Raw genomic sequence first — 12,824 nt, 5'->3', positions numbered from 1 at the left:
GGGTTGCCTCTTGGGGACCAATGCTAGGGGCGGGGACCGGCGGGGATGGAGTGAGCCGTCCGGCGCTTACGGTTAGCCCGCCTGGACCGCCGCCTTGGGCGGCAGCAGCCGGCCCATCACCGCCTGGAATCCCGGGCGGTCGCGCCAGGCGTCGAAGCGGCTGTCGGTGCGCAGCCAGACGGTCGACAGCTCCCGCCGGTCGATGGCGTGATTGAGGGCCGCCAGGCCGCGCGCCTCGTCGTTCAGGGCGGCGGCCAAGGTGGCGCGGGCGAAGGCGGTGGCGGGAACGGTGTCGGACGTGGCCAGCAGGCGCCAGCCCCGCTCCGGCTCGCCCAGCCAGGCCTCGATCTCCGCGCGGGCGTAAACCAGGTCGGGGTGCTTGGCGGTGGCGCGCTCGATGGGGCCGACCAGGGCCCGGGCGCCGTCGGGGTCGCCCCCGAAGACATGGGCCAGGGCGCGGCAGACCAGCACCTCCGCCGATAGGCCCGCCGCCTGTCCGTCCGCTGGGGGCCCGGCGGCGATCAGTTGGGCATGGCGGCGGCCCTGATAGTGGCTGATGGCCTCCGCGATGTCCTGTTGCACGGAAAAGGGCTCGATGGCGCGGGCCTCGCGGAACAGGTGCTCCGCCTCCTCCTGCCGGTCGAGGATGGTGAGAAGGACGCCGTAGAGGCGGGCGGCGCGGGCGTGATCGCCCAGGCGCAGGGCGCGGGCGAAGTCCGCCTCCGCCGCCGGGGCGTCGCGGTCCAGCCAGGCGGCCACGGTGGCGCGCGCCGTCAGCGCCTCCACCGACTGGGGATCGATTTCGAGGGCGCGCCGCACGGCGGCGTCGGCCGTCGCCTTGGCCTCGGCATGGCCGACCAAGCCCAGGCGGAACAGGTCGCATTGGCAGTCGGCCACACCCGAGTGGCCCCGGGCGAAGTCGGCCGCCCCCTCCGCCACCCGCTGGAATATCTCCAGCGCCTCATAAAGGGCGGTGGGGGTCTGCTGGTCCTGCAACTGCCGGGCGCGATAGATGCGGGCGTGCGCCTCCAGCGCCACCGGGCCGGGGGCGATGCGCGAGGCGCGCATGGCGCTGCTGTCCAGGCGCACCCGGCTCAGCACCGTGGCGGCGATGCGTTCCTGCAGGCGCAGATGCTCATGGTCGGGGGCGTCGAAGCGGTCGGACCAGATGACGAAACCCTTGGGGTTCGACACCTCCACCGTCACGCGCAGCATGCCGCCCTGGCGGCGCACCGTGCCCTGCAGCACGGCGTCCACCCCCAGTTCGCGCGCCAGCGCCGGCACCGTCCAGCCCTGGTCGTGCGCCTGGAAGGCGACCGCGCGCGAGGCGACGCGCAGGCCCTGCGCCCGGCCTAGAGCGTAGATCAGTTCATCCGTCAGGCCGTCGGCGAAACTTTCATCCTCGGGCGCACGGCTTAGCGCCCGCAGCGGCATGACGGCCACGGCGGCGCCGAAACCGGGAGTATAGGTTGGACCCTCCGCCAGGGGTGTCGGCGCGTCCGGCTCGACAGCGGGCGGCGCGGTGTTCAGGCTGAAGTGCGGGATGTAGCCGCCTGTCGGCAGGCTGACGACCACGGGATCGGCCCGGCCGGGGCCGGCGTAGTGATCCTCCAGCTTGCGGCGCAGGCGCCGCGCCTCCACCCGCACGGTGCTGTCGATACGGGGGTCGTAGGGCGGTTCGCGGCCATAGACGGCGTTGCCGATCACCGCCTCCCTCAAGGTGGCGCCGCCGTCCTTCAGCGTTTCCTCGACGATGAAGTGCAGGAAGGCCAGCAGCCGTTCCGACCCGGCGAACTGGGGGCTGGCCCGCAGCCGGTCGACCTGTTCGCGCACGGCCCAGGGCGACGGCGTCTTGGTGGGATCCACGGGGGCCCTGTCCTTCTGAAAATTGGGCTGAAAATTGAGCTGAAAGTTTGGATATCACGCAATTTATGAGGGGCGCCGCCAGCGCAGGTCAAGGCAGGCGCCCGGTCTCACAGGTTGGTATAACGGTTAGCGGGCCCTGGCTAACGGCGCTTGGGCGTTGTGAACCGATATTGTCCGGCAGGGCAGGCGCAAGGGGGATGGGATGGTGGAATTGCCGTGGTTGCAGATATCGGGCGCCGTCGCCGGTGGGGTGGTTGGCGGCTTCTCGGGTTTCGTCGCCAACACCTTCCATGAGCGGCGCGTGCGTCTGCGGGCCAAGCGCAACATCGCCTGCGCCCTGATTGGCGAGATCGGCGCCCTGTCGCAGCATATCGAGGAGAATTACCTGTCGATGCTGCGTGCCGACCTGCAGGCTTGCGGCGACGCGCCATCGGTCGTGCATCACGCCTTCCGCGGTGATCGCGACTATATGCCCGTGTTCCGTGCCCTGGGCAGCACGGTGGGTTACCTGCCCACGCCGCTGCCGCGCGACCTGGTCTCCTGGTACACCAGCTTGGCGGCGGGGCTGGAGCGGGCGCGGGCCCTGCATGAGCTGTCCGGCCAACGCGACCCTGAGGCCGTGGCCTTCGCCGTGCGGCTGGCCAAGATCCAGGATGCGGCGTTCATCGAACTGCTGGCCCGGTCGCGCAAGCTGCTGGACAGTCTGGACCGCATTTAGGATACGGTTCGGGCCTTATCCGACCAGCAATACCCACAGGGCAATGGTGGCCTTTCCTGGCGGAGGGGCATCAACCTTTTATTGTGATCTTTGACTTGAGATCGCTCAAGGAAATCTGACCATAAATTGGCCAGTTGAATAAAATCTGAAAAGATTCAGATGATTGGGTAACGTCGTCGGCAAATCGGACCGATTCGTTAAATCTAAAATTTTATGAATATTGCTTTTGACTATAGGCAGGAATCCATCGCCTGGCATAGGTGCCGCCTGGATGAAAGGAGTAGGCGAGGGGCCGGAGCCTCGCGCCTCTCTCCCCATTAACGGGCCATTATCGCGAGGTCATTCCATATATTTCAATGTATTAGTGGATATATCTGGACTGATTGGCTTGGTATTACCTCTTCGGAGGTAGGTTCCGTGACCTAGACCCTTCGCGATATATTAACCTTTACGACCTAGAACTATTCCCACACAAAGCACCCGACATATTCCGCATCCAGTTTTAAAAGGTATATTACGTGACCGCCCATCAACACTCAGCTGTCCGTGCTGTTACCGATACCATGCAGCGGCACGACCACCAGGATGACTCCCTGACCCGCGTCCTGTCCGCGCTGGCGGCACAGGGCCAACTGGCCAACGGCGCGGTGGCGCGTGCGCAGGCGGCGGGTGGCCGGGTGGACCGGCGGCTGGTGGATCTGGGCCTGGTGTCGGAAGAGCATATGGCGGGGGCGTACGCCCAGGCCCTGGGCCTGGCGCTGTGGCCGGCCGACCATTTGCCCGAGGCGCCGGTGATGATGGAAACGGCCAACCTGTCCTTCCTGAAGACCAAGCTGATGCTGCCCCTGACCGCGGGCGGCACCCCTGGCGACGGTACCCAGGCCGTGTTCGCCGTGGCCGACCCGCTGGATACCCAGGCGTTGAAGGCAGCCGCCTTCCTGGCCGGCCGCCCGGTGCGCCCCGTGGTCATGACCGGCACCGCCATCGCCGCGGCGCTGGACCGCCTGTATGAGGCCGCACCCGCCGCCGCCAACCAGGACGAGATACCCGACCTGCTGGAGGGCGATGCCGAGCGCCTGCGGGACCTTGCCAGCGAGGGCCCGGTGGTGCGCCTGGTGGGCAACGCCATCCAGGCGGCGCTGGCCGCCGGCGCCACCGACATCCATGTCGAGCCCATGGCCGACCGCCTGGTCGTCCGCCACCGCGTCGATGGCATCCTGCGCGAGGCTGAGGTGCTGCCCCGGCGTGTGGCCGCCGGCTTCATCACCCGCGTCAAGGTCATGGCCGGCCTGGACATCGGCGAGCGGCGCCTGCCCCAGGACGGCCGCATCCGCCAGACCCTGCAGGGCCGCGAGATTGACTTCCGCGTCTCCACCACCCCCACCGTGCATGGCGAGGATGTGGTGATGCGCATCTTGGACCAGCAGACCGCCGGCGGCCGGCTGGACAGCCTGGGCCTGCCGGCCTGGGTGGCGGACCCGCTGGCGGCCGAGCTGGACCGCCCCCACGGCATCGTGCTGGTGACGGGGCCCACCGGCAGCGGCAAGACCACCACCCTCTATGCCGGCCTGCGCGGCATGGACGCCGCCCGCCGCAAGATCCTGACCGTCGAGGATCCGGTGGAATATCTGCTGGACGGCATCAACCAGACCCAGGTGAAGCCGGGCATCGGCCTGACCTTCGCCCACGCCCTGCGCAGCTTCCTGCGCCAGGACCCCGACGTCATCCTGGTGGGTGAGATGCGCGATGGTGAGACCACCAAGGTGGCGGTGCAGGCGGCCCTGACCGGCCACCTGGTGCTGTCCACCCTGCACACCAACGACGCCGCCGGCGCGGTGCCGCGCCTGATGGACATGGGGGTGGATCCCTACCTGCTGGCCTCCACCCTGAACGGCGTGCTGGCCCAGCGCCTGGTGCGCACCCTGTGCCCCCACTGCCGCCAGCCCCACGCGCTGTCGGCCGAGGCGGCGGCGGCCCTGGGCCTGCCGGCGCGCCTGACCACGGTCTATCGCGCCGTGGGCTGCCCCGCCTGCAACGGCACGGGCTACCGCGGCCGCTGTGCCATCGCCGAGTGGCTGCCCATCAACGACCAGGTGCGGGCGCTGATCCGCCAGGGGGCGTCGTCGGCGGAGATCGAGGCGGCGGCGGTGGCGACCGGCGGCATGGTGCCCCTGTACCAGGACGGCCTGCAGCGGGTGTTGGATGGTGTGACCACGCCTGAAGAAATTTTGCGCGTGACCAAGGCGGATTGAGAAAATGACGACGATGGCCATGACCAACTTCACCTACCGATCCGTCGATGCCAATGGCCGTGCCAGCCGGGGCACCATCGAGGCCGCCGACCGCCGCGCGGCCGTCGATCAGCTGATGCAGCGCGGCCTGACGCCGCTGTCGATCAAGGCGGAAGGGGCCAGGCGCGCCGTCGGCGGGGGGGGCGCCAAGGGCCTCAAGCGGGCGGAACGGCTGTCCCTGGTGCGGGACCTGGCCAACCTGGTCTCCGCCGGCTTCGCCCTGGAACCGGCCCTGGGCCTAGTCGCCGACCAGATGCAGCGTCCGGCCGCCGGTGCCCTGGTGGGTGAGATTCGCGCCCGGGTGCGCGCCGGCGACAGCCTGGCCGCCGCCTTGGCCGCGCAGGGCGGGGCCTTCCCACCGGAGTTCGTCGGCCTGGTCGCGGCGGGGGAGCAGGGCGGGTCCCTGGCCGCCGCCTTGGGCCATCTGGCGAGCCTGGAAGAGGACCGCGCCCAGTTCCGCCAGCGCCTGATCAGCGCCATGACCTATCCCGCCCTGATCGGCCTTCTGACCCTGGCGGCCCTGGCCTTGATGGCCGGCTATGTCCTGCCGCAGTTCCAGGACCTGTTCGCCGGCAGCAAGGCCAAGTTGCCCGCCGCCACCGCCGCCGTCCTGGCCATAGGTGACTTGCTGGGCCGCTTCGGCCCCGGTCTGCTGGCGGGCGGTGCCCTGGCTGTGCTGGCGACCCTGCGCGCCTACCGCCAGCCCGAGTTGCGCCTGCGCATGGATCGCATGCTGCTGGTGGCCACGGGCCCCCTGGGCCGGCTGATCGGCGATGCCCAGCTGGCGCTCTACACCCGCACGCTGGCCAGCCTGCTCAGCGGCGGGGTGCCGCTGGCCTCCGCCCTGGCCACCGCCGGCGGCTGCGTCGCCAACCGGGCGCTGGCCGGCGCCGCCGACCGGGTGCGCGTCGCTGTGCGGGGCGGATCCGACCTCAGCCGCGCGGTGCAGGCCGAACCGCTGTTCCCACGCCGCCTGTCGCGCATGCTGGCCATGGCGGAACAGACCGCCAGCCTGCCGCAGGGCCTGCTGGATCTGTCGAAAGTGTTGGAGCGCGAAAGGGGCTTAGCGCTGGATAGGGCCTTGTCTTTGGTGACGCCCGTCCTAACCCTTGTTCTCGGCGGCATGGTCGGCGGCATCTTCGCCGCCCTCATCGCGGGGATCCTCAGCCTGAATGACATCGCCCTCTGACACCCTGGACCTGAACCCCATCTTCCGTCGTGACCGCGGGAGGCAGTGGGGGTTCACCCTGGTCGAGGTGCTGGTGGTGCTGGTGATCATCGGCCTGTTGGGCCTGCTGGTCGCCCCCAACCTGGTCGCCCGCTTGGGAAAAGCGAAGGGGGAGGCGGCGCAGGCCCAGATCAACACCCTGGTGGCGGCTGTCGACCTGTTCTACGTCGATGTCGGCCGCTATCCCACGATGCAAGAGGGGCTGGAGGCGCTGGTGACCGCGCCCGCCGGCGACGCCAGCTGGCGCGGGCCCTACCTGCGCAAGCGCCAGGCCCTGATCGACCCCTGGGGCAACGCCTACCGCTACAAGGTGCCGGGCGACCACGGCGCCTATGACATTTTCACCTACGGCAGCGACAACGCCCCGGGCGGCGAGGGTGACGCCCGCGACGTCACCAGCTGGTAGGTCATGATGCTGGCCGAGGCCCCACCGCGGCATGCGGCCGGCTTCACGCTGGTCGAGGTGCTGGTGGTGCTGGTGATCCTGGGCATCCTGGGGGCGGCCCTGGCCCTGGGCATCCAGGACCGTCTGCCCGGCCTGCGCTTCAGCGCCGCCGTCGCCGCGCTTGAGGATGAGCTGCGCAACCGCCAGGTGGAGGCCATGGTGACCGGCCAGCCGGTGGCCTTTTCCCTGGATGACCTGAAGCATCCCGCCGGGGGTGCCGCCGGCCGGCGGCTGCGCCGTATCGCCGCCGTGACCCTGGCCATCGACAGCGCCGATGCCGGCCGGCCCGGCGCCGTGGTCTTCCTGCCCGGCGGCTGGTCCCCCGGCGCCGAAATCCGCCTCAGCGAGGGCGACCGCGCCGCCACTGTTCGGGTGGACTGGCCGCTGGGCACGGTCCACCGGGAATAGGAAGGGGCCAGATTGACCGAAATGCCCATGCGCCGCGCGGCCGGCTTCACCTTGCTGGAAATGCTCATCGCCCTGGCCATCTTCGGCCTGGGCACGGCGCTGCTGATGCAGTCCGCCTGGTCAGGCGCCTGGGCGGCGCGGCAGGCGTGGGGGGAGACGGTGGCCCTGCGCCTGGCCCAGTCGGTGGCGGCGGAGGCGGGCGTTGCCATCCCCCTGGCCAACCGGCCCACAGACGTGCCGCTGGAGGGGACGGAAGGGGGCCTGCCCTACCGTGTCAAAATTGTGCCGGTGGCCGTTTCCCCGACCGGCGACCGGGACTATCGGGTAGAAGTCCGCGGCATGGCCCCGCCGCCCCAGACAACCACAGGCACAATTACAGGCGCGCCTGGGACGGCGCGGGGAACAGAGGGGCCTGTGTTGGCGGTCGTCACCAGCCGGGCCGTGGTGGACGACACGCGATGACGGCGATGGCCCGCGCGATCCGAAATACCCCCAACGGCCGCCCCAACGGCCGCCCCAACGGCCGCCAGGGCATGACCTTGGTGGAGGCGCTGGTGGCCCTGGCCCTGCTGGGCATGCTGGCCGTGGCGGCCGTGGGCCTCCTGCCGCTGATGAACCGCATGGCCGACCGCAGCGGCGCCCTGCAACGCGCCGCCGCCGACCTGGGCCGGGTGCATGACTTCACCCGCTTCCTGGTGACCAACGCCCTGACGCCCGGCGACCTGGGCGCGGCCGGGGCGGACATGCCACCGCTGGAACGCGACGCCCGGCATTTCGACGTACTGGCACCCCTGCCCGCCGGCTTGGGCCGGGGCGGTCTCTACCGCATCGCCCTGACGGTGGAAGGGCAGGCCGGCCAACTGGCCCTGCGGCTGCGGGTGGCGCCCCTGCGCCCGGACGGCCCGCCGCCGGGCGACGGCGTGCTGGTCGGCGGCGCGACGCGCATCGCCTGGTCCTATTTCGATGCGCAGTCCCACGTCTGGACCGACCGCTGGACAGACGCCTCCCGGGCCCCGGCCCTGGTGCGGCTGGACGTGGCGCTGGCGGGTGGGGAAGCGCCGTGGCCGCCCATGATCGCCGCCCCTATGGTGCGGGGCGGGGTGTTGTGCGCCTACGATCCCGTGCAGGGTGGCTGCCGCCCGGGAGGGGCCTAAATGCCCACCCTGGCCCGCCGCGTGAAACGCTTGGCCGTGCTAGCCATGGACGGATTGGCCGATGGCGTCGTCGCGGCCTTGCCGCGCCGTTGGCGCCAGCCCCTGGGGCTGGAGGTGCCGCTCGTGTTCGTGATGCCCGGCGGCGCCGGCGTGACCGCGCCGGTGGGGCGGGCGCCCGTGCGCCTGGTTCTTGACTCGTCGGACGTGCACACGGTGGACGTGCCCTTGCCCAAAGGCGGGCTGGGCGGGGCCATCGTCGACGCGCGCGGTTTTGTCGAGATGCAGGCCCATCGCTTCATGCCCCTGCGCCCCGATCTGCTGGCCTGGGACGTGGTGATGGTGCCGCCGGGCGATGGGGGCGGGACCGCATCCGCCTATATCGCCCGCGTCTACATGGTGCGGCGGGCGGTGCTGTCGGCGGCGCTGGCCTCGGCAGTGGCGGCGGGCTTGACCTTGGCCGGCATCACCGCGTCGGTGGCGGGCGGACGGGCGCCGGAATTCCTCCGCTTCAACACCCTGCGGGTGCGCCGGCGGGCCCTGGGGATGGCCATGGTCGCCGGCCTGTTCTGGCTGGCCCTGCCCATTCCCTTCGCGGTCGCCATCTGGATCCTGGACCAGCAGACCGCCAACGTGGAGCAGAAGCTGGCGGCGGTGGCCAATGAGGCGCGGGCCGCGCTGGACTTGCGCGACCGCATCCTGTTCCTCAGCCCCGACGCCCCCGCGACCGCCGTACTGCTGGCCCAGCCGGGCCGGGGCCAGGTGCTGGATGAATTGGCGTTGGCCCTGCCCGACAGCGTCTGGCTGAAGGACGTGACGCTGACCCCCCAGGCCGTGACCCTGCAGGGCCGGGCATCCGACCTGGCCGACGTGCTGGCCCGGATCCGGGCGGCCGGCCCTTTCACCGATCCGCATTTCACCGATCCCGCCGACGCCGCGGCCGGCCAGTCCGGTGGCCCGGTGCGCGACTTCACGCTGGTGACCAGCCTCGCCGTGGGGAGGCCTTGAGATGGCTGCCGCCGCGCCCCGCCCCCTGTTCGTGTTGGCTATCGCCCTGTGCCTGCTGGCGCTGCCCCCCTACCTCTACCTGGCGCCCCTGGTGGATGGGGTGCAGGAGGCGGCCACCCGCCGCGTCGCCCGCCTGGATCAGTTGGAAAGCGCCCGCGCCCTGCTGACCCAGCGCGACGATCTCAGCCGCCGGGCGGCCGTGTTCGACCAGGCGTTGGGGACGCACACCCTGCTGCGCAGGGGCGAGGACGTGGCGGCGGTGCAGGCCGATGCCGAAGGTGACATTCGCGGCGCCCTGCGCCAGGCCGGCGTCACCGTCCGCACCCTGACGGTGCGATCGGACGCGGGCCGCGGCGCCTACCGCCGCATCCACCTGTCCGTGGCGGCGGAGGGGGACGCCGTGGCCGTGACCAACGCCGTCGCCGCGCTGGACGGCGTGCGTCCCCGTCTGCTGCTGCGATCCGTGCATGTGCATGCCGACACGGCGGAACCGGCGGCGGCCGGGCCCAGTTTCGGCCGGGCGGCGCATGGCCCTGCGCCGGGCCCCGTGCCGGGCGAAGACCGTCCCGTCACCCTGGAGCTGGAGATCGACGTCTATGCCGACCTGGCCGCCTCTTGACCGGCCCGCGCTGATGCTGGCGGCGGCCGGCCTGGCGGTTGGCGCCGGCCTGGCGCTGGCGGTGGCCGTCGACGCGTCGGACCAGCCGGTGCGGGTGCGCGCACCGCTGCCGGCGGTTCCGGCACTGGCCGGCCCCACCGCCATGGGCCTGTCCGCCGAGCCGGGGGAGGCGGCGCGCCGCCCCCTGTTCACACCCGACCGGCGGCCCCCCCTGAAGGGAGGGGGGGCGGTGGCGCCGGATGGGCCGGACCTGCAGGTGACGGGCGTGGTCACCGGCGCGGCGGGCGGGGCCGCCACCGGCCTGGACCGTAAGACGCAGAAGCCATTCAGCGTGCGCCTGGGCGATGACCTTCAGGGCTGGACGGTGGAGGCCATCGGCCGTGCCACCCTGCGCCTGCGCCGGGGAGCGGCCGTGCGCGACTATCCCCTGGTCTTGCCGCCGCCACCCACGGCGGGCGTTCCCATTGCGCCTGCAGTGACGCCTGTACCCACACCGTCCCCCGCCGCCACCGCTGCCGGCGGGCGATCGCCGCCAAGCGCGACCCCCACCACGGGCGCCCCCCCCACCAATGGCGCCCCTTCTGCCACCGGCACGCCGCCGCCATCCGGGGTGGCACCGGGGCCGACGGCGCCCTCGGCCAAGCCATCCGGCGCGCCGCCGCCGGCGACTGGCCCCGCCGCCAATCCGCCACCGCTCGATCCCCAGCAGCTGGAAGCCCAACCCAGCCATCCGCCCTCCCGGCCCTCTCCTGATGGTACACCCAGGCAGCAGCCATGAACCCAGTCCGACCCAGTGCTCCGCCCCGCCTGCTGCTCGCCGCGTGCCTGGCCTTGTTCGGCTGTTCGGAAAGCGCCGCGACGCGCGGGCCCGGCACGCCCTTGCCGTCCTCGCCACCCGCCGCCACCGCGCCGGTCAGCAGCGTCATCGGCCCCAATGCCCCGCCGCCGCGCATGCCGGCGCAGACCGTGACCGGCACCGGGCAGCTGGTGCGGCAAACCCGGCCGGTTTCGGGCGTGACCCCGGCCGGCGCGGACGCGGGTGAGCCGGTGGAGATGAACTTCGTCAACGCCGATGTCCGGTCGGTCCTGGACGCCGTCCTGGGCGGCATGCTGGGCCTGAATTACACCATCGATCCCAAGGTACAGGGCCAGGTGACCATCCGTACCACCCGGCCACTGGCGAGGGGGCAGGCGCTGGCGGCGGTGGACGCGGCCCTGCGCACCCAGGGGTTCGCCATCGTCGGCGGCGATGGCTTCTACCAGGTGGTGCCGGCGGCCGACGCCGCCGGCCAGGCACCGGTGCAGACCACCTCGGCGGCGGAGCGCACGGCGGGCTTCAGCACCGCCATCGTGCCCATCCGCCACGTCTCGGTGGCGGAACTGGACAAGATCGTCCACCCCCTGACCCGCCAGGGCTTCATCCAGCTGGCGGACGCCGGCCGCAACATCTTCATCGTCAACGGCACGGCGCATGAGATCGAGTCCTTCACCCAGCTGGTTGCCAGCTTCGATGTCGACTGGCTGGCCGGCCTGTCCTTCTCCCTCCACACCCTGCAGTCGGTGGAGCCGGCCCGGCTGGAGGCGGAGTTGCGCCGCGTGCTGCAACTGGACGGGGGGCCTTTGCAGGGCATGATCGACTTCGTGCCCATCAACCGGCTGAACGCCCTGCTGGTGGTGGCCAAGCGGCCGGAGTTGCTGCCCACCGTGGGCACCTGGATCGACCGGCTGGACCGGCCCGGCCCCGACGGCGGCAAGGTGGTGCACTTCTATGAGGTGCAGAACGGATCCGCCGTGGAGCTTGCCAACGCCCTGAACCGGCTGGTGGGCCGTGCCGGTGCCGAGCAGCAGCAGGCGACGGAGCAGCAGGGCCGGGGCCGCGCCGGCGGCCGGTCCGCGACGACAACCGCTGCGATGACCACCAGCCGGGGTGGGCTGTCCACCGGCGCCGGCACCAGCCCGCCCAGCGGCAGCGCCGCCACCGGCGCCTCCGGTTCCGCCGCCAGCGCGCCGCCCAGCCCCGTGGCCAGCGGGGCCACCCTGCCGGCCAGCGGCGGAGGGGAGGGCGGAGGGGAGGAGGATGGGCTGTCGGAACTGAAGGGAGTGCGCGTCGTGGCGGACGAGCGGCGCAACGCCCTGCTGATCTTCGGCTCTGGCGCGCAGTACGCCCTGCTGGAACAGGTGCTGACCCGCCTGGACGCGCCGCGCGAGCAGGTGCTGATCGAGGCGACGATCGCCGAGGTGACGCTGAACGACCAGCTGAACTTCGGCGTCCAGTGGTTCCTGGACAGGGGCAGCAGCACGGCGGGCTTTTCCAACACCACCGGCGCCACCGTGGGGGCCAGCTACCCCAACTTCAACTACACCTTCCTGACCCCCAATACCCGGGTGGTGCTGAACGCCCTGTCCAGCGTCACCGACGTGCAGGTGCTGTCTGCCCCCCGCCTGATGGTGTTGAACAACGAGACGGCGCGCCTGCAGGTGGGTGACGAGGTGCCGGTGGTGGTGCAGTCGGCCACCAGCACGCTTACCAGCGACAGCGCCGTGGTGAACTCCGTTGAATATCACGACACCGGCGTGATCCTGGAAGTGACGCCCCGCATAAACCGCAGCGGCGCCGTGGTGCTGGACGTGAACCAGGAGGTCAGCACCGTCACCAACACCACCACGTCCGGCATCGACAGCCCCACCATCCAGCAGCGCAAGATCACCAGCGTCGTGAACGTGCAGGATGGGGAGACGGTGGCCCTGGGCGGCCTGATCAGCGACACCTCCAGCCGCAACGGCGCCGGTATCCCCTACCTGCGCGACATCCCGGTGCTGGGCAAGCTGTTCGGCACCGACGGCCATACCAAGGGCCGGACCGAGCTGCTGGTTTTCCTGCGCCCGGTCATCGTGCGCGACGCCACCCGGGCGCGCGAGGTGACGGACGCCCTGCGCGCCAGCATGAGCCGCCTGGAAATCTTCGCCGGCGCCACCGGCGGCGCGCCGGTACCGACGCCTGCCGTGGTGCCGCCCCCAGTACAGACCATGCCCTTGCCGGCCACGCCGCCGTCCCACGAGCCGGCGGCGCCCACGGGGCGATGATGGCCG

General features: G+C 71.4%; 12 protein-coding genes. 11 read left to right on the top strand and 1 reads right to left on the bottom strand.

From position 1 onward, the window contains the following. Window positions 1-72: 72 nt before the first annotated feature. On the bottom strand, window positions 73-1,866 hold the full coding sequence (locus FBZ88_RS30090) for a hypothetical protein (RefSeq protein ID WP_186464152.1): 1,794 nt from the start codon (window positions 1,864-1,866) through the stop codon (window positions 73-75). 202 nt (window positions 1,867-2,068) lie between these two features. On the opposite strand from FBZ88_RS30090, the gene FBZ88_RS02065 reads away from it, so the two are divergent. The 11 genes from FBZ88_RS02065 to gspD all read left to right on the top strand — a co-directional run bounded on the left by FBZ88_RS02065 (window position 2,069) and on the right by gspD (window position 12,818). Next, window positions 2,069-2,584, top strand: a complete 516-nt coding sequence (locus FBZ88_RS02065; RefSeq protein WP_145615171.1) for a hypothetical protein — start codon at window positions 2,069-2,071, stop codon at window positions 2,582-2,584. A 563-nt stretch (window positions 2,585-3,147) separates the two neighbouring features. Continuing rightward, window positions 3,148-4,836 carry a GspE/PulE family protein gene (locus FBZ88_RS31210; RefSeq protein ID WP_145615170.1) on the top strand — a complete coding sequence of 563 codons (1,689 nt, stop codon included), beginning with the start codon at window positions 3,148-3,150 and terminating at the stop codon, window positions 4,834-4,836. 4 nt (window positions 4,837-4,840) lie between these two features. After that, the gene (locus FBZ88_RS02055; protein WP_145615169.1) at window positions 4,841-6,064 is read left to right on the top strand and encodes a type II secretion system F family protein; all 1,224 of its coding nucleotides are present in this window, start codon (window positions 4,841-4,843) and stop codon (window positions 6,062-6,064) included. Further along, a complete protein-coding gene (gspG, locus tag FBZ88_RS02050; protein ID WP_186464151.1) occupies window positions 6,048-6,509 on the top strand; it encodes a type II secretion system major pseudopilin GspG in 462 nt (153 codons plus the stop codon). Before FBZ88_RS02055 ends, gspG begins: the two co-directional genes overlap by 17 nt. A gap of 3 nt (window positions 6,510-6,512) precedes the next feature. Continuing rightward, complete coding sequence (locus tag FBZ88_RS02045) at window positions 6,513-6,956, top strand: prepilin-type N-terminal cleavage/methylation domain-containing protein (RefSeq protein WP_145615168.1); 444 nt, start codon at window positions 6,513-6,515, stop codon at window positions 6,954-6,956. A gap of 21 nt (window positions 6,957-6,977) precedes the next feature. Continuing rightward, complete coding sequence (locus FBZ88_RS02040) at window positions 6,978-7,418, top strand: type II secretion system protein (RefSeq protein ID WP_246138468.1); 441 nt, start codon at window positions 6,978-6,980, stop codon at window positions 7,416-7,418. 5 nt (window positions 7,419-7,423) lie between these two features. Further along, the gene (locus FBZ88_RS31205) at window positions 7,424-8,110 is read left to right on the top strand and encodes a prepilin-type N-terminal cleavage/methylation domain-containing protein (RefSeq protein WP_186464150.1); all 687 of its coding nucleotides are present in this window, start codon (window positions 7,424-7,426) and stop codon (window positions 8,108-8,110) included. Next, the gene (locus FBZ88_RS02030; RefSeq protein WP_145615165.1) at window positions 8,111-9,115 is read left to right on the top strand and encodes a PilN domain-containing protein; all 1,005 of its coding nucleotides are present in this window, start codon (window positions 8,111-8,113) and stop codon (window positions 9,113-9,115) included. A 1-nt stretch (window position 9,116) separates the two neighbouring features. Next, window positions 9,117-9,734 (top strand): GspMb/PilO family protein, encoded by a 618-nt coding sequence (locus FBZ88_RS02025; protein WP_145615164.1) that lies wholly within the window; start codon window positions 9,117-9,119, stop codon window positions 9,732-9,734. After that, complete coding sequence (locus tag FBZ88_RS02020; protein ID WP_145615163.1) at window positions 9,712-10,512, top strand: hypothetical protein; 801 nt, start codon at window positions 9,712-9,714, stop codon at window positions 10,510-10,512. The genes FBZ88_RS02025 and FBZ88_RS02020 overlap by 23 nt, the downstream gene beginning before the upstream one ends. Further along, window positions 10,509-12,818, top strand: a complete 2,310-nt coding sequence (gene gspD / locus FBZ88_RS02015; protein ID WP_145615162.1) for a type II secretion system secretin GspD — start codon at window positions 10,509-10,511, stop codon at window positions 12,816-12,818. The genes FBZ88_RS02020 and gspD overlap by 4 nt, the downstream gene beginning before the upstream one ends. Window positions 12,819-12,824 lie beyond the last annotated feature (6 nt).

It is taken from the genome of Nitrospirillum bahiense, assembly GCF_007828025.1.
In the GTDB taxonomy this organism is placed as follows: Bacteria; Pseudomonadota; Alphaproteobacteria; order Azospirillales; family Azospirillaceae; genus Nitrospirillum; species Nitrospirillum amazonense.
The sequence above is the reverse complement of the archived record's forward strand: the minus strand, read 5'-3'. Positions and strand labels throughout refer to the sequence as shown.